The organism is Streptomyces sp. BA2 (genome assembly GCF_009769735.1).
In the GTDB taxonomy this organism is placed as follows: Bacteria; Actinomycetota; Actinomycetes; order Streptomycetales; family Streptomycetaceae; genus Streptomyces.
In genome coordinates, this window is record NZ_WSRO01000002.1 from 8634915 (window position 1) to 8650777 (window position 15863).

At 72.1% G+C, this 15863-nt stretch carries 16 protein-coding genes; 8 read left to right on the forward strand and 8 right to left on the reverse strand.

Annotated elements, in window-relative coordinates:
• Positions 1-155: 155 nt before the first annotated feature.
• Positions 156-827, reverse strand: a complete 672-nt coding sequence (locus E5671_RS41340) for a hypothetical protein (RefSeq protein WP_160509342.1) — start codon at positions 825-827, stop codon at positions 156-158.
• Positions 828-1055: 228 nt separating this feature from the next.
• On the opposite strand from E5671_RS41340, the gene E5671_RS41345 reads away from it, so the two are divergent.
• From E5671_RS41345 to E5671_RS41355, 3 genes are all read left to right on the forward strand, one after another.
• Positions 1056-2534 carry an integrin alpha gene (locus E5671_RS41345; protein ID WP_160509343.1) on the forward strand — a complete coding sequence of 493 codons (1479 nt, stop codon included), beginning with the start codon at positions 1056-1058 and terminating at the stop codon, positions 2532-2534.
• Positions 2535-2645: 111 nt separating this feature from the next.
• A complete protein-coding gene (locus E5671_RS41350) occupies positions 2646-3455 on the forward strand; it encodes an SDR family NAD(P)-dependent oxidoreductase (RefSeq protein ID WP_160509344.1) in 810 nt (269 codons plus the stop codon).
• A 33-nt stretch (positions 3456-3488) separates the two neighbouring features.
• Positions 3489-4337, forward strand: a complete 849-nt coding sequence (locus tag E5671_RS41355) for an aldo/keto reductase (protein WP_160509345.1) — start codon at positions 3489-3491, stop codon at positions 4335-4337.
• On the opposite strand, the gene cynR is transcribed toward E5671_RS41355, so the two are convergent.
• Positions 4315-5205, reverse strand: a complete 891-nt coding sequence (cynR, locus tag E5671_RS41360) for a transcriptional regulator CynR (RefSeq protein ID WP_160509346.1) — start codon at positions 5203-5205, stop codon at positions 4315-4317. The two genes, E5671_RS41355 and cynR, sit on opposite strands and share 23 nt — an antisense overlap.
• A 124-nt stretch (positions 5206-5329) precedes the next feature.
• On the opposite strand from cynR, the gene E5671_RS41365 reads away from it, so the two are divergent.
• Both E5671_RS41365 and cynS read left to right on the forward strand, forming a co-directional pair.
• The gene (locus E5671_RS41365; RefSeq protein ID WP_160509347.1) at positions 5330-5920 is read left to right on the forward strand and encodes a carbonic anhydrase; all 591 of its coding nucleotides are present in this window, start codon (positions 5330-5332) and stop codon (positions 5918-5920) included.
• A 71-nt stretch (positions 5921-5991) separates the two neighbouring features.
• Positions 5992-6462, forward strand: a complete 471-nt coding sequence (gene cynS / locus E5671_RS41370; protein WP_160509348.1) for a cyanase — start codon at positions 5992-5994, stop codon at positions 6460-6462.
• Between the two features lie 11 nt (positions 6463-6473).
• On the opposite strand, the gene E5671_RS41375 is transcribed toward cynS, so the two are convergent.
• Both E5671_RS41375 and E5671_RS41380 read right to left on the reverse strand, forming a co-directional pair.
• Entirely contained in the window at positions 6474-7013 is a 540-nt protein-coding gene (locus tag E5671_RS41375; protein ID WP_160509349.1) for a GNAT family N-acetyltransferase, read from the reverse strand.
• 89 nt (positions 7014-7102) lie between these two features.
• A complete protein-coding gene (locus E5671_RS41380) occupies positions 7103-8422 on the reverse strand; it encodes an aminotransferase class I/II-fold pyridoxal phosphate-dependent enzyme (RefSeq protein ID WP_160509350.1) in 1320 nt (439 codons plus the stop codon).
• 79 nt (positions 8423-8501) lie between these two features.
• Here E5671_RS41380 and E5671_RS41385 point away from each other — a divergent pair, with 79 nt between their 5' ends.
• The gene (locus tag E5671_RS41385) at positions 8502-9797 is read left to right on the forward strand and encodes an MFS transporter (RefSeq protein ID WP_336605992.1); all 1296 of its coding nucleotides are present in this window, start codon (positions 8502-8504) and stop codon (positions 9795-9797) included.
• 90 nt (positions 9798-9887) lie between these two features.
• Here the strand turns inward: E5671_RS41385 and E5671_RS41390 are convergent, their stop codons facing one another.
• Positions 9888-10955, reverse strand: coding sequence for a YncE family protein (locus tag E5671_RS41390; RefSeq protein WP_160509351.1), 1068 nt, complete (start codon positions 10953-10955; stop codon positions 9888-9890).
• A 211-nt stretch (positions 10956-11166) separates the two neighbouring features.
• On the opposite strand from E5671_RS41390, the gene E5671_RS41395 reads away from it, so the two are divergent.
• Entirely contained in the window at positions 11167-12669 is a 1503-nt protein-coding gene (locus E5671_RS41395) for an alpha/beta hydrolase (protein WP_160509352.1), read from the forward strand.
• Positions 12670-12681: 12 nt separating this feature from the next.
• A complete protein-coding gene (locus E5671_RS45625) occupies positions 12682-13032 on the forward strand; it encodes a hypothetical protein (RefSeq protein ID WP_202121459.1) in 351 nt (116 codons plus the stop codon).
• On the opposite strand, the gene E5671_RS41405 is transcribed toward E5671_RS45625, so the two are convergent.
• From E5671_RS41405 to E5671_RS41415, 3 genes are all read right to left on the reverse strand, one after another.
• Positions 12963-13910 (reverse strand): aminoglycoside phosphotransferase family protein, encoded by a 948-nt coding sequence (locus E5671_RS41405; protein WP_160509353.1) that lies wholly within the window; start codon positions 13908-13910, stop codon positions 12963-12965. The genes E5671_RS45625 and E5671_RS41405 overlap by 70 nt on opposite strands.
• A 26-nt stretch (positions 13911-13936) precedes the next feature.
• Positions 13937-14881: an aldo/keto reductase gene (locus E5671_RS41410; RefSeq protein WP_237330351.1), complete on the reverse strand. Its 945-nt coding sequence runs from the start codon at positions 14879-14881 to the stop codon at positions 13937-13939.
• Positions 14882-14946: 65 nt separating this feature from the next.
• A complete protein-coding gene (locus E5671_RS41415; protein WP_336605993.1) occupies positions 14947-15861 on the reverse strand; it encodes an adenosine kinase in 915 nt (304 codons plus the stop codon).
• Between the last annotated feature and the right edge of the window lie 2 nt (positions 15862-15863).

Genomic DNA, 15863 nt, shown 5'->3' on the forward strand with positions numbered 1-15863 from the left:
TGCGGGCAATGCCTGTGTCGGACAGGAAGCGGTCGGGCGGCCCTCCGGTTGCACCGGGACCGCCAAGACACCCGAACGCGGTAACCGCCCGGCGGCCGCGATCCATGTCCGAGTACAGGACCGGCACCGCGGACCCCGGTGTCAACGGGGGTCGCTCACGCCGTCTCGTACCAGCCCAACGCCCCGCCGCCGTCGGACGGATCGAAGGACTGGTGCAGTGCCACGAGGGCGGCCACCACACGCGGGGCCAAGCCCTGGCCGAGCACCCGGTACTCGTCGGCCAGACCCCGGAAGACGAGATGCGCCCGGCCGGATGAGTCACGCCAGATGATCCGGCGCGGGGCGCCGAAACCGCCGTCGCCCTCGCCCAGGAGCGACGTGATGCCCCAGACCAGGCTGAGCGGCAGGCCGATGGGCCACCACAGCGCCCACCACACCAGGCGGCCCCGGTAGCCCTGGAGGGCGGGCCCCGCGACGGGCTCCACGGTCCACTGCGTGCGGCCCAGGCGCAGGAGGGGGCGGCGCCGGAAGGTGATCCTGGCGAGCGGGGTGCCGGCGGCGTCGTCCACGCGGTAGGCGGCGGCGCGTCCGCTCGCGCGGGAGCCGAGGGTCTGCTCGGTGGTCACCCGCGCGACCGGCGCCCGGCCGTCCGGAACGATCTGGAAGGTGCGCAGCGAGCGGCCGTTGTCCCGCTCGGGACCGGCGGGGTCACGGCAGAGACGGCCGATCGCGCCGTCCGCGTCGGGCCGTTCACTTCCGCCCCAGCTGACGACGACGGGCGGATTCGGCGCGTACATCACCCGGTACGTCACTCGGTTCTGGGGCACGCGCGGTCTCTCCCGTTCTGCGGCGGCGGTCCTGCGTCGGCCGTGATCTCAACGATCATGAGCGCAACCGCCATGATCCCAGAGGAGATTGCGCGTCCCGCACCCGAGCTCAAGTCCGCGTACAACCCTTGTGCCCCATCCGGTGTCGAACAGGGCGCCGGACAAGGAACGGGCCCTTTCCGGACACCCTCGCGCCTGCCCGGCCACCTTCCTTCACAGGAGCCGCTCGTGCGCAAGAACCGTTCGGCCGCCCTCGCAGCGGCCTCATTCCTCCTTCTCAGCGGGGCGAGCATCGCCGCCGCTCCCTCCGCGGTCGCCGGCACCCCCGGGGGCACGCACGCCAACGACCGCAACAGTGACTTCAACGGCGACGGATACGAGGACGTGCTGGTCGGAGCCCCCGGGGCGACGGTCAGTGGCCAGCAGGGCGCCGGTCTCGTCACGGCCCAGTACGGCTCCTCCAGAGGCATGAACACCACCTCGGTCGCCCGCTTCAGCCAGTCGACGTCCGGCGTGGCGGGCGCCGCGGAGGCGGGCGACGGCTTCGGGACGGCCGTCGCCACCGGTGACCTGGACGGCGACGGCTTCGACGACGCGATCGTCGGCATCCCCGGCGAGGACATCGGCGACACGGCGGACGCCGGTGGCGTCGCGATCCTGTGGGGTTCGAAGGAGGGCCTCAGCGGCGGATCCAGCGACTGGCTCGAGACCCAGGAGCCCACCAAGGGCGAGCAGTTCGGCCTGAGTCTCGCCGCGGCGCACCTCACCGGAGAGACGCCGGGCGACGTGCTGGCCGTACTGGACCGCGACGACCTGGAACTCTTCGCGTACGACGCCGCGCCGCAGGCCGACGGGCAGGCTCCGCTGCGGCGTCAGGCGACCGAGCGTCTCGCCGCGGTGGCCGAGGAGCGCGACATCCTGCCGAAGTCGCTGACCACCGGCGACTACGACGACAACGGCTACGCCGACCTCATCGTCTCCGGCGTGACCGTGGGCGACGAACCGGGGCACGGCTGGTCCGCGTACTTCAAGGGGAACGCCGACGGACTCACGTACGAGAGCGATCTGCGCGGCGGCCCCGCGGCCGCGTCCGGCGACATCAACCACGACGGCTACGACGACCTGGTGACCGGCGAGCCCAACTCCCCTGACGACGGGGGCGAGACGATGACCGGCGGCCTGGTGGGCGTCCGCTACGGCACCCCGGAAGGTCTCCAGGACGAGGCCAAGTGGTGGACGCAGGACAGCGTGGGCGTGCCAGGCACCGCCGAGCGCGGTGACGGCTGGGGTGCTGATCTGTCCGTGGCGGACACGAACGGCGACGGTTACGCGGACGTCGCGATCGGCGCACCGGGTGAGGACATCGGCACGGTCGCGGACGCCGGGGCGGCCTGGGTGCTGCGGGGCTCGGACACCGGCCTGACGGCCGGCGGCGCCAAGTCCTGGGACCAGAACTCCGCGGACATCCCCGGCGTGGCCGAGAAGGGCGACAAGTGGGGAGCCCAGGTGCGCCTGACGGACCCGAACCGCGACGGCCGCTTCGGTCTCCTGGCCGCCGCGCCCGGCGAGAACGCCGGTGACGGAGTGGTGTGGGTCCTGTCCGCCGGGTCGAGCGGCATCACCGCGTCGGGCTCGTGGACGTACGGCGCGGATTCGCTGGGCGCGCCGGGCAAGGGCGCGGCGTTCGGCGCGGCGATCGACGAGTAGGTTGCCGGAGGCCCGCAAGGGCCTTCGGGCAGACCGTCCGAACGCGGTCGTGAGCGGTGCTACGTATGATCACGGCATGTGCTCACGACCGCGTTCGGAGGCTGAACAGGCATGACGGAGAGTCGAGTTGTCATCGTCACGGGTGGCGGGACCGGCATCGGTGCCGCCACGGCCCGGCAGCTGTGCGCGGCAGGACACCGCGTCGTCGTCTCCGGGCGGCGCCCCGAGCCGTTGCGCCGCGTCGCCGAGGAGACCGGGGCGCTGGCCCACCCCGCCGACGCGGGGGACCCCGCGGAGGTCGCCGGTCTCGTCGCGGCGGCCACGGAAGCCTACGGCCGCGTCGACGGGCTCGTGCTCAACGCCGGGGTCGGGCGCAGCGGAGCGGTCGGCGATCTGTCCGACGAGGACTGGGACGCCGTGATGCGTACCAACCTCACGGGCCCCTTCCTCCTCCTGCGGGCCGCGCTTCCCCAACTCCTCGAGGCGCGCGGCTCGGTGGTCGCGGTCGCCTCGGTCGCCGCACTGCGCAACGGCGTGGCCAACGCCGCGTACGCCACGTCCAAGGCGGCGCTCCTCCAGCTGTGCCGCTCCCTCGCCGTCGACTACGGCAAGGCCGGGCTTCGCGCCAACACCGTGTGCCCCAGCTGGGTGCGCACCGAGATGGCCGACCGGCGGATGACCCGGTTCGCCGAGGAGGCCGGCCTTGGGGACGGCGGGGCCGACGCGGCGTACGAGGAAGCGACGCGGCTCGTCCCTGCGGGCCGGCCGGGGGAGCCGGAGGAGGTCGCCGAGGCGATCTCCTGGCTGCTCTCGCCCGCCGCCTCCTTCGTCAACGGTGCTGTACTGACCGTCGACGGCGGGGTGACGGCGGTGGACCCCGGAACCTCCGCGTTCGACTTCAGCATCGCACCGCGGAGGTAACGTGGCGCGTCGACTGAGGGGTGGACGCGACACATGACATCGAGCATCTTCCGCATCGGCGGTGAGATCGGCGTGCGCCGGATCGGGTTCGGGGCGATGCGCCTCGCGACCGAGGCCGGGGCGGCCAGGGAGGCCTCCGTCGCGGTGGCCCGGCGGGCCGTCGAGCTGGGCATCACGCTGATCGACACGGCGTACATGTACGGGTGGGGCGCCAACGAGGAACTCCTGGCCGAAGCGCTGTATCCGTACCCGGACGACCTGCTCATCGCGACCAAGGTCGCCATCGAGCAGCCGAGCCGCCGCAGCGAAGAAGCGCTGGTCAACGGACGGCCGGAGTTCCTGCGCGAGCAGGTCGAGCAGGCCCTCCGTCGGCTACGAGTCGAGCGGATCGGGCTTCTCCAGATGCACCGTCTCGATCCGAAGGTGCCGCTCGCCGATCAGCTCGGCACGCTGCGGGAGTTCCAACTCGACGGCAGGATCGGCCACATCGGCCTGTCGGAGGTGACCGTCGGCGAGCTCGACGAGGCAAGGCGGATCGTCGACGTGGCGAGCGTGCAGAACCGCTACAGCCTGCTCGATCGCGAGCACGAGGCCGTGCTCGACGCCTGCGACGCGGCGGGGATCGCCTTCCTGCCCTGGCGGCCGGTACACCCGGCGGCCTCGACCGCGACGGCCGAGATCGCGGCCGTCGCGGCCGAACTCGACGCCACCGCGGCGCAGGTCGCGCTGGCCTGGCTGCTCGACCGTTCGCCGGTCGTGCTGCCGATTCCCGGTACCGCATCGCTCGACCACCTGGCGGAGAACGTCGCCGCCGCGGGCCTTCGGCTGAGCGCCGAGCAGCGCGAGCGCCTCGACCGGATCACGCCTCCCACCGTCGGATGATCCGGGCCAGCGCCTGCGCCGCCGCACTGGTGTAGGCGCTGTCGCGGCGCAGGAGCACCACCGTGCGCGCGGGCAGTGCGGGAGCGAGCGGGACGGGGTGCAGGTGGCCGTGGTCGCGGGTGAGGGCGTCGGGCAGGACCGTGGCCAGCTCCGTACGCCGGACGATCTCGGTCAGGGCGTTGATCGAGTTGGCCTCCACGGTGATGCGCGGCTGGACGCGGTGTGCGGCGAGGTAGCCGTCGATGTGGCCGCGGGTGGCGAAGTCGCCGCTGAGCAGGGCCAGTTCGAGGCCGTCGGCCATCTCCCGCACGGGAAGTGCCCCCTCGCGTCCGCTGTGCGGGTGGCGGGAGCCGACGACGAGGCCGAGGGTCTCGGTGAACAGCGCCGTTGCGCTGATGCCGGGGAGGTGATGGTCCGCGCTGAAGGCGATTCCCAGGTCGAGTTCGTCGGCGAGCAGCGCGGCCTCGATGCCGTCCTGGTTCATCTCGCGCACGTCGACGCTGATCGCGGGATGGCGCTCGTGGAACCGCGCGACGAGCGGGCCGGTCAGGTAGGCGGTGAACGTCGGCGTCATCGCCAGGCGCAGATGCCCGCGGGTCAGGTCCTGGACGTCGAGCACGGCACGCTCGGCTGCGGCGAGGTCACGCAGGGCGCGCCGGGCGTAGGGGACGTAGGCCTCGCCGGCGTCGGTCAGGCGCACGGTGCGGCCGGTGCGGTCCAGGAGCTGGGCGCCCAGTGACTTCTCCAGCTGCTTGATCTGCTGGGAGAGGGTCGGCTGCGAGATGCGCAGGTCTTCGGCGGCGCGGGTGAAGTTGCCGTGTTCGGAGACGGCGAGCAGATAGCGCAGGTGGCGCAGTTCCAGGGCCATGACCCCAACTATAGATGGCATCGATGGCAGGCATGGCGATTGCGTCTTGGACGCTATAGGGCCAGGTCATGCATGGTGGATCTCGTCGGGCATACCAAGTCCGATGCCCCCGAAAGGAGTGACCATGCACGACCTCACCGAGGGTGTCGCGCGCTTCCGGCGCGACGTCTTCCCGGCGAAGGCGGATCTCTTCGCCCGCCTCGCGGGCAGCCACCGGCCGACGACGCTCTTCATCAGCTGTTCCGATGCCCGTGTGGTGCCGGAACTGCTCACGCAGAGCGAACCGGGTGAGCTGTTCGTCATCCGGACCGCGGGCAACCTCGTGCCCGCGTACGCGCCCGGTGCGGACGGGGTAGCGGCCAGTGTCGAGTACGCCGTCGCCGTCCTGGGAGTGTCGGACGTCGTCGTCTGCGGACACTCCTCCTGCGGAGCCATGACCGCCCTCGCCGAACAGCACGACCTGACCGGTCTGCCGGCCGTCGCCGACTGGCTGCGCCACGCGGACGCCTCCCGCGCCCGTGTCGCCGGTGAGGCCGGTACGGAACAGCTGGACTCCCTCGTACGGGAGAACGTGCTCGCCCAGCTGGCGAACCTCGCCACGCACCCCTCGGTGGCCCGTGCCCTTCTCCGCGGCACGCTCACGCTGCGCGGCTGGGTCTACGACATCCCCGCCGGCACGGTCGAGGAACTCGCCCCGGCCGTTCGCGCCGCCTGATCGCACCACGTCCCGCGCACCACGTTCCCGCACAGACCACGTCCCCGCACACCACGTAAGGAAGCCTTCTCATGACGCACGCCCAGTTCGACCCCACCGCCCGCCAGGCCCTCGCCGTCACCGCCGTCGAGGCCAAGGTGCGCAAGGACCTGTCCTGGCAGCGCATAGCTGACGTCACCGGCTACTCGGTCGCCTTCGTCACCGCAGCCGTACTCGGCCAGCACGCCCTGCCGAAGCCGGCCGCCGAGGCCGTCGCGGAGCTCCTGGGCCTGGACGCGGATGCGGCGACGCTGCTCCAGACGATCCCGACGCGCGGCTCCATCCCCGGCGGGATCCCCACCGACCCGACGATCTACCGGTTCTACGAGATGCTCCAGGTCTACGGCACCACGCTCAAGGCCCTGGTCCACGAGGAGTTCGGCGACGGCATCATCAGCGCGATCAACTTCAAGCTGGACGTGAAGAAGGTCGCCGACCCCGAGGGCGGCGAGCGCGCCGTCATCACCCTGGACGGCAAGTACCTGCCGACCAAGCCCTTCTGAGCCCTCTGGGCTCAGGCGGCCGGGCGGTCGATCCGGTAGAGGTAGTGGGCGCGGTCGTCGATGGGGTTGTCGGGTTCCAGCGACACATCGGCGACCCGCCGCAGGCCCGCCTTCTCCAGGGTGCGCCAGGACGCGTGATTGCCCACGTGTACGGGGACGAGCACCGCCGTGGCCTCGGGGTGGTCGGTCCAGGTGGCCCGGACGATCGCCTGGATCATGCGTGTGCCTAGGCCCCGGCCGACCTGTCCGGGCTCCCCGATGAGGTAGTCGATGGACATGGCACCTTGGGGGACCTCCACCTGGCCGGTCAACTCGGCGCCGTACTCGGGGTAGTCGGCGAAGCGGTATCGCTGGACGAGACCGAACGGTTCGCCGTCGAGCAGCATGAGCAGGTCCTCCGACGCCTCCTCGCCACGGGCCGCCGGGCCGAAGTCGCGCGCCACCGCCTCGGGCGAGGTCTCGTGGTTCCACCAGCGCGCGACGTGCGGCTGCTCGAGCCACCGCCGCAGCAGGGGGAAGTCCGGCTCTTCGAGTCGACGCCAGCTGATCATCGGGGCACCTCGGGGAACTCGGGGGAGACTCGGGCGAGCGGAACGGTGGCAACCACGGCCATTGTCCCGCTGTCCCGCCCGCCGCGAACTCAACCCCCGTACGTGGCCTCGGACTCGCCGAGCACCGTGGCGAAGTCCGCGGCGAAACGGGCCGCTTCCGCCACCTCCAGTGTGGCCGTGGTGATCCGTACGACGGTGGGCGCTGCGATGCGGAAGCGCGAGCCCGCCGCCACCCACCACCCCCGCGAGCGCAGCCCGTTGACCACCGCGGACTCGTCCCGCACCGGCACGCACACGTTCAGTCCGCTCGCCCCGTGCGCGGCGAGACCGCGCCGCGCGAGCTCCCCGATGAGCGCCTCGCGCCGCTCGGTGTACGCACGCTCGGCCCGCCCCACGAGCGCTCGCGCCGAGGGGTCGGCCATCGTGCGCTCGACCGTCTCCTGCAGCAGGTGACTGACCCACCCCGAAGTGAGCAGCATCCGCCCCTCGTGCCGGGCCAGCGTGGTCGCGTCGCACGCCAGCGCCGCCCACCGCAGGTCGATGCCCAGGTGCTTGGACACGGTCCGTACCTGCGCCCAGCGTTCGAGCCCGCCGGCCGCCAGCGAGTACGAAGGCGCCCCCGCGACCTCCGCGTTGTGATCGTCCTCGATGACCAGTACGTCGGGGAAGCCGCCGAGTGCTTCTAGCAGGGCGTTGCGTCGTGCCTCCGAGAAGCAGCCGCCCATCGGGTTCTGCCCCCGCGGGCTGCACACCACCGCCCTGGCCCCCGCCCGCAGCGCACCGCGCAGCGCCTCCGGCCTGAGCCCCTCGTCGTCCACCGCGACCGGCACCATGCGCAGGCCCAACGCCGGTACCAGGTCGAGGAGATGGTGGAAGCCGGGGTCCTCGACGGCCACCGCGTCGCCCGGCTTCAGCTCCGCGGAGAGCAGCCGTGCCATGCAGTCGAGTGCTCCGTGCGCGAAGGTCACCCGGCTGTCCGGAATCCCGTCCCGCGCGAACCACTCACGGGCCAGCTCCTCAAGTCCCGCACGGCGCGGCGAACCGCGGTGCGAACCACTGACGGGGACCACTCGCTCGGGCGGCAGAAGGACCGGCAGCAGAGCCGGGTCAGGATGTCCGCCCGCCAGATCACGCACCCCTTGCGGCACCTTCGGCGGCCTGCGCGCCCCGACCGCCGGGGCCTGCGCGACCACCGTTCCGCCACGCCCCCGCGTCACGACGATCCCGCGCTGCCGGAGCTCCTTGTAGGCCGTCGCCACCGTCCCCGCGCTGACTCCGAGCTCGTCGGCGAGCCTCCGCACCGGAGGCAGCGCGTCACCCGGCCCCAAACCGCCTTCGGCCACGGCCTGTTCGACCGACGAGGTAATGCCCTTGGCGGTCGTGCCACTGATCGCATATTGTGCTGCCACGTAATCAAGTATGTATCAGTACAAAGAAAACCGTCAAGTCGCAAGCCGCACAAACCAAGTCGCAAGCCAAGGGGGAGTGGTGAGCCTCAGTCGTAGGCGGGCCGCGCTGTACGCACGCATACCAGGGGGCCTCGACGGTCGCCGCATGCTCTGGATCGCCCTGATCAACAAGGCGGGAACCGGACTGTGGATGGGGGCGGCCGCCCTCTACTTCACCCTGGTCACCGGGCTCTCCGTCGCCGAGGTCGGCGTGCTCATGGGGGTCTCGGGGGCCGTGGGCATCGCGGGGGCGCCGCTCGCGGGCCACCTCGCCGACCGGTTCCCCGTGACCCGCGTCATCATCGGCGCCCAACTTCAGCAGGCCATCGCCCTGTTGGCGTTGCTGACGACGGACAACTTCTCCCTGCTCCTGCTGTACTCCGCCGTGAACAGCCTCGCCGACCGCGGCGCCAACGTCCTCACCAAGCTGTACGCCGCCCGTATCGCGGGCCCGGAGCGCACCAAGTACCAAGCCGTCCAGCGCACCGTGTCCAACGCAGGCTGGGCCATCGGCGGCCTGGCCGGCGCGCTTGCCCTCGCCGTCGGCACCACCCACGCCTACCAGGCCCTGCTCGTCGGCAACGTGCTCAGCTTCCTCGTCGCCGCGGTCCTCACCCTGCGCTGCGCGGAACCGCCTTCCCCGTCCCGGGTGGTCACCGACTCCACGGCGCCCGCGCTCCCCGCCCCGCCGTCGAGCCCGTGGCGCGACCGCCCCTATCTGCTCTTCACCGCCACCGAGGCGGCGCTCTTCCTCGACGACGCGGTGCTCCAGGTCGGCATGCCCCTGTGGATCGTCCACGCGACGGACGCCCCGCACGGCCTCGCGCCGCTGCTCATGGTCCTCAACTGCGTGCTCGTCGTCTGCTGCCAGGTCCCGCTGTCCCGCTTCGGGAGCACGCCGGACGGAGCCCGCGCCCTCCTCGTACCCCTGGCCGCCTGCTTCGTCGTCGGCTGCGCCGCGATGACCGCCTCCGTGGCCGGCGGCACCTGGCTGGCCGTCACCACCCTGGTGGTCGCGGCGATCGCCTTCACCTTCGCGGAGATACTGCACGCCATCGCTTCGTGGGAACTCTCCATCGCCCTCGCCCCCGACCAAGCGCAGGGTGCCTACCTCGGCGTACACGGACTGTCCTCGTCCGCCCAGCGCAGCGGGGGACCGCTCCTGGTCACCGCCGTGATCGCCGCGGGCCCTCTCGCCTGGCCGCTGCTCGGCGCGGGCGTGATCGCGACGGTCGCCGCGCAGAGCCATCTCGTACGCAAGAGGCTGCACCGGTCCAGCGGGCCGGAGGGCGCGCCCGGCGTGCTGCGTGAACGCGATCAGCGGCTCGGGTCATAGCGCGTCCCCGCGTACGACGACGTCCCGCCCGCCGCTTTCGCGTGGCGGGCGGGACGATGAGCCGTACTCAGGATGCGCGGAAGCTCGAGCTCAGCGGCCGATGCGGATGCGGTGCGCCTTGTCCTGGCCCTCCGGGCCGGTGCCGGACTTGTCGACGACGAACGCCGTTCCGCCCGTCACCTGCACGTGGTTGGGGTTGGCGCCGGTGGCCAGGGTCTCGATGACGGCGCCCTTGGCGGGGTCGACGACCGTGACGGTGCCGGGGGTGCGGTTGGCGACCAGGACGTTGCCCGAACGCCGGTCGGTGGCGACGGACAGGGCGCCCGCGCCGGTCGGCACGGACTTCGTCACGGCGCCCTTTTCGAGGTCGACGACCGAGAGGCCGCCGGCGGCCTGGTCGGCGGTGTAGGCGGTGCGGCCGTCCTTGGAGAGCGCGATGGAGATCGGGCCGTCACCGGTGGGGATGAGGCGGGGGCTCTCGCTTTTCCGGGTGATCTCGATGATCCGGTCGCCGTTGAGGTCGGCGGCGTAGACGGCGCCGGACCGCGCGTTCACGGCGAGGCCGGCCGGGCCCGATCCCTCGACCGTGACGCGCTTCTTCTCCTTGAAGGTGCGGGTGTCGAAGGCGACGACGGTGCCGTCGCCGAAGCTGCTCGCCCACGCCGTGTTGTGCTTGGCGTCCACGACGACCTCGCGGGCGTGGTTCACGCCGGGCAGCGAGACGAGGTGCTTGCCGGTGCGCTGGTCGTAGACGGCGACGGAGTTGTCGCGGGTGTTCGTCGTCCAGACGGTGTTGTGCTCGTCGTCGACGGCGACTCCGTAGACGGCCTCGACGGCGCCGGTCCCGGCGTTGGTGACCGGAGGCGTGTAGCTGTCCTTCACCTTCAGCGTGCGCGGGTCGACCTTCAGCAGGCTTGAGTTGGTGACGGGCGGCCGGCCCACCGCGGAGGTGGCCCACAGCACGTTGTTCCGCTCGGAGTACGCGGACTGGTAGAGACCCTTCACGAGCGGCGCGGACTCGACGGTCGAGCCGGCCGCTTTGCCGGAGTTCTGGCCGGGCTGCGCGGACGCGGTACCGGTCAGGGCCAGCGCGCTGCCCGCGGCGAGGGCCACGGCGACTGCGGCGGTACGGCGGATGCGGCAAGTGAGTGAGGTCATGCTGCGTCAATCTCCTTGACTGAGGCGCCTCCGAGAGAGGCGATCACTCGTTAACTTAGCTTAGGCTAACCTAAGTCACATGCCTCTCATTGTGTGGCGCCCACCACATCCGACCCTATGTCCCCTAGGGGGCCCGAGGGGGTAAACCCCCATCTCCATAGGCCAGTTGGGAGGATGTGGCGGCCGTACGAGATCGGCGAGGCTCTTCCCCATGACGAAGATCAAGCGAAACGCAGCCCTGCTCGCCGCCTCCGCCGCCGTCCTCAGCCTCACCGCACCGCTGGCCGCGACGGCCTCGACTCCCTCCACCCCCAACGCTCCTTCCGCCGCCGCGCCCCTGGACTGGAAGCCGTGCGAGGGCGGCGTCACCGACGCCCGACAGGAGTGCGCGACCGTCAACGTCCCGATGGACTACGCCGACCCCACGGGCAAACAGATCGGCATCGCCGTCTCCCGCATCCCCAGCGAGAACCCCGAGGCACGCCGCGGCGCCCTGCTCCTGATCCCCGGCGGGCCCGGCGGCGTCGGCCGCGACACCCCTTCGGGCAAGGGTCAGAAGCTGCCGCAAGCGGTCCGGGACGCGTACGACCTGATCGGCTTCGACCCCCGCGGCCTCGGCCGCTCCACCCCGGTCAGCTGCGGCCTCGAACGCGCCGACCTCGCCGCGTCGAGACTGCGCCCCTGGCCCGGCCCCGACGGCTCCATCGGCGGGAACATGACCGCCGCGCAGCGCGTCTCGGATGCCTGCGCACGCAACGGCGGTGACCTCATCCGCCACATCAGCACCGCCAACGAGGCCCGGGACATCGACCGCATCCGGGCGGCGCTCGGCGAGCGGAAGGTCTCCGCATGGGGCGTCTCGTACGGCACGTACGTAGGGGCGGTCTACAGCCAGCTCTTCCCGCACCGCACCGACCGCGTCGTCCTCGACAGCAACGACGACCCCGACCCCGAGCGGGTCTCCCGCGCCTGGCTCGCCGGGCACGAGCAGGGAGTCGAGGACACCTTCCCCGAGTTCGCCAAGTGGGCCTCGGCGCCCGGCAATCCGCATCGCCTGGCCCGGACGGCGGCCGAAGTGCGCCCGCTCTTCCTGCGCCTGGCCGCCGAACTCGACCGCGAGCCGATCCCGTGGCCCAAGGCCAACCCCGAGGAGCTCAACGGCAACGTCCTGCGGCAAGCACTCCTGAACTCGCTCGACGACCCCGACGACTTCGACGACCTCGCGGAGCTGATCCGTGCCGCCCGGAAGGGCACGGTCCCGCCCGCGCCACAGGCACCCTCGGAACCGGAGCTGCAGAAGGCCGTCGCGGTCGGCACCGCGGTCCTCTGCAACGACATCGAGTGGCCAAAGCCGGCAGACGCGTACGCGAAGGAGGTGGCCGAGAGCCGGGCCAAGTACCCCCTCACCGCGGGGATGCCGCGCAATGCCATGCCGTGCGCCGCCTGGCCGTACCGGTCGAAGGAGGCCCCGGTACGGATCACCGGCAGCGGCCCGTCCAACATCCTCCTCATCCAGAACGAGCGCGACCCGGCGACCCCGCTCAGCGGCGCGCTCAACCTCCGCAAGGCCCTGGGCAAGCGGGCCACGATGGTCACGGTGAACGCGACCGGCCACGACGCCTACCTCGCCAACGGCAACGAGTGCGGCGACCGGACCGTCTCCCGCTACCTGGCGACGGGGGAGCGGCCGGGGCGGGACACTTACTGCGGCTAGGCCGGACACCAAGTGAGGGTGGTCGTCCGGGAGTCGATAGCCTCTCCGGACGACCACCGAGCGACGACCTGCGAGCGAGCCGTGCTGTTCAGCGAGCTCGGCAACGAGATCGCCGACCGGGGCTGGGCGCGATTCCCCGCGTACGAACCGGAAGAGCGCCGCCGGCTGGTCGACGTCGCGCACCGCCTCACCGCTCGCTGGGCAGTGCAGGTGTTCGTCGAGGCCGAGGACGAGTGCGCCCTGAGACTGTTCCTGGCCGGGCACGGGGGCGGCGGCGCTGTGTCGCCCGCCCCTCAGGCCAGCAGCTCCGCGGTGTCCAGGAACGGTCTGCCGCGCTCCTCCGCGCCGAAATCGAGCACATAGAGACCGGTGGACACCCGTTCCAGGTAACCCCACTCCCAGATCGCCCGCTCGTCCGACCCGGTCCGGTCCGCGAGCAGCGCGCAGTACGAGCGGATCAGACCGCGCGCCGCAGCTCTGTCCCGGCCCCTCAACTCGGCGCACCAGTCGCGCAGTACGACCCCCAAGTCGTACGCGGGATCGGCGAGGAACGAGTCGGGGTCCACGAAGACGAAACCGGCCTCGGCCCCGGCCCGAGGCGCGGTGACCCGCAGCGCGTTGCCGGGATGCGGGTCGCCGTGCACGACGACGCAACGGCCGGGATCGAAGGCGGCGGCGCGATGTTCGGCGTACGTCAGCGCCCTGGTCACCACCCGCTCCGAGCAGGGCCGCCCGAGGCTCTCCCACAGCCGCTCGACCATCTCGCCCAGGGCGCGGGCCTTCTCCTGGGCGGGGTCGGCGGTCAGTACTGCGGCGCGCGGCACCCGCCAGGCGCTCCGGAGCATGGCGCACAGCGTCTCCATCTGCTGCCGAGGAGCGAGGCCGAGCCGGTCCATCGACGGCCCGAGCGCTTCCAGGAGCATCGCGCGCCGGCCGAGATCGTGGGCGAGGAGCCTCGCGTACCCCCGCCCCTCCGCGAGGCGCAGGACCCGCACCTGACTCGTGAAGTCCGGTGCGGGCAGGGAGACTTTGAGCACCGCGCCCCGGCCGTCGCGGGCCCGGACCCGCGCCACGTAGGAGGCGCTTCCGCCGGGCAGCGGCGCCCCGATCCCGATCGACCAGCGCCGCTCCAGGTCATGGAGGAGGCCTGGCAGCTCGTCCAGCCACCGGCGGCCGGGGGCCCCAAGGCTGTGGGCCTTCTGGCGTACGAGGGGCTGGACTTCGGCGGCGGGCTCGGTCACGGCGTCGATTATGGCCGCCGGGGCGCTTAGGGCAACGGGCCGCCCCGGGCCGTGGTCCACAGGTCGTACCACTCCTCGTGGGTGAGTTCGGGTTCGCGGTGCACTGCGTCCCGGCAGGCGAGGATGCGGTCCGGGCGGCTGGTGCCGATGACGGGGGCTATCCGCGCCGGATGCCGCTGGAGCCACCACAGGAGGATCGTCTCCGGGGTCGTCCGCTTGCGGGTGGCGAGCTCGGTGACGAGGCGTGCGGTAGGGGTCTCGCCGCCGCCGGTGAAGCGGCCGCGGGCGAGGGCTCCCCATGCCTGCAGTTGGATGCCGTTGGCCGTGCAGTACTCGAGTGTCCCGTGCGGGAAGCCGCTGGCGGCGGCGGAAGGCGTGTTCACTAGTACGCCCGCCTCGACCCAGTCGCGGCTCTCCAGGCTCATCTCCAGCTGGTTGGCGACCAGCGGTACGTCGAGATGCGCCCGCAGGTGCGCGATCTGGGCGGCGCTCATGTTCGACACGCCGAACCGGCGCACCAGGCCCTGTCCGTGGAGGGAGGACAGGGCTTTCGCGATCTCCTCCGGGCCCGTCAGCGGATCGGGGCGGTGCAGGAGCAGTACGTCGATCACGTCGGTCCGCAGCCGGGTGAGGCTCTCCTCGACGCGCTGGACGATGGTCGGTCCCCGCAGGTCGTACAGGCCGGGCCGGACGCCGTCGGTGAGGCGGATGCCGCACTTGGTCTGCAGGACGATGCGCTCGCGCAGCCCGGACGCCCTGGACAGGACCTCGCCGAAGACCGACTCGGACTTGCCGTGCCGGTAGATGTCGGCCTGGTCGAACACCGTGATGCCGGCCTCGAGGGCGGCTTCCACGGCGGCCTCGGCCGCCGCGATGTCCGCGGCGGCGTACGGCGTGGTGTCCCAGGTGCCGCCGAGTCCCATGCACCCGTACAGCACTTGACCGGGGCGCACGTCGGTCCGCGATGCCATGTCTCTTCCTCCGTGTCGCTCCGTGTTGCTCTGCGTCGCCGCGTGGTGGACCCGGCCATCGTCGCTCAGGCCCGCGGTGGCGCGGCGGCCAGGGTGAGGAGTTGGTCCCTGCTGATGACGTCGGTGCGCGTGGCCGGGACGGTGCAGGCGTACGCGCCGGCGATCGCGCCGTAGCGGGCGCAGCGCAGGGGTGGCTCGCCGGCCAGCAGTCCGAAGAGGTAGGCAGAGGCGAAGGCGTCACCGGCGCCGTTCGAGTCCACCACCGGCGCGGGAGGCGTGATGGCCGGTACGTGGGTCAGTTCGCCGTCGACGAGGAGGTGGGCTCCCTCGGCCCCTGCCGTCGCGACGACCGCCTTGGCCCTGCCCCGCGCGGCGATCTGACGCATGGTCCTCTCCGGGTCGGTCAGGGCGGCGGTGGACAGGAAGACGAGGTCGGCTTCGTACGCGAAGGCCTCGTGGTAGGGCTCGGCCCCGTCCCAGTTGTGCAGGTCGGTCGAGACGCTGACGCCAGCCGCGCGCAGCGTGGGCAGGGCGTGGGCGCAGGGATGGGTGAGCGAGACGTGGGCGTGCCGGCTCACCGCGGCGAGGGCTTCGACCGCCGCCGCGGGCAGTCGGTCCGGGCCCTGCGAACGGCTGTTGTCGTACAGCGAGAGGCGCCGCCCGTCGGGGCCGACCAGGTTCACCGCGCGCTTGGTGCCGCAGCGCTGGAGCGCTTCGGTGAAGGGGATGCCGCGCTCGCGGTGCAGCGCGCGGACCAGGTCGCCCTCGTGGTCGTCGCCGATGAGGTCGATGTGATGGGTGCGCAGCCCCAGGGCCCGCACCCCCATCGCGACGAAGTCGCCGGTCTGCCCGGCGCGCACGTCGATCGCGGGCACCATGTAACTGTCGGCGTAGGGGAGCGGCAGCTCGGGAACGTACACGATCGAGTCCACCCCGGCGCCGCCGAGCACCAGGACGTCGATCTCGGTCTCCGTGGGCACGG

Coding starts and splice junctions, on each gene's coding strand:
- E5671_RS41410 (WP_237330351.1), bottom strand. CDS start 14,881: ATGGCATCGCGGACCGACGTGCGCCCCGGTCAAGTGCTGTACGGGTGC.
- E5671_RS41365 (WP_160509347.1), top strand. CDS start 5,330: ATGCACGACCTCACCGAGGGTGTCGCGCGCTTCCGGCGCGACGTCTTC.
- E5671_RS41395 (WP_160509352.1), top strand. CDS start 11,167: ATGACGAAGATCAAGCGAAACGCAGCCCTGCTCGCCGCCTCCGCCGCC.
- E5671_RS41355 (WP_160509345.1), top strand. CDS start 3,489: ATGACATCGAGCATCTTCCGCATCGGCGGTGAGATCGGCGTGCGCCGG.
- E5671_RS41375 (WP_160509349.1), bottom strand. CDS start 7,013: ATGATCAGCTGGCGTCGACTCGAAGAGCCGGACTTCCCCCTGCTGCGG.
- cynR (WP_160509346.1), bottom strand. CDS start 5,205: ATGGCCCTGGAACTGCGCCACCTGCGCTATCTGCTCGCCGTCTCCGAA.
- cynS (WP_160509348.1), top strand. CDS start 5,992: ATGACGCACGCCCAGTTCGACCCCACCGCCCGCCAGGCCCTCGCCGTC.
- E5671_RS41390 (WP_160509351.1), bottom strand. CDS start 10,955: ATGACCTCACTCACTTGCCGCATCCGCCGTACCGCCGCAGTCGCCGTG.
- E5671_RS41350 (WP_160509344.1), top strand. CDS start 2,646: ATGACGGAGAGTCGAGTTGTCATCGTCACGGGTGGCGGGACCGGCATC.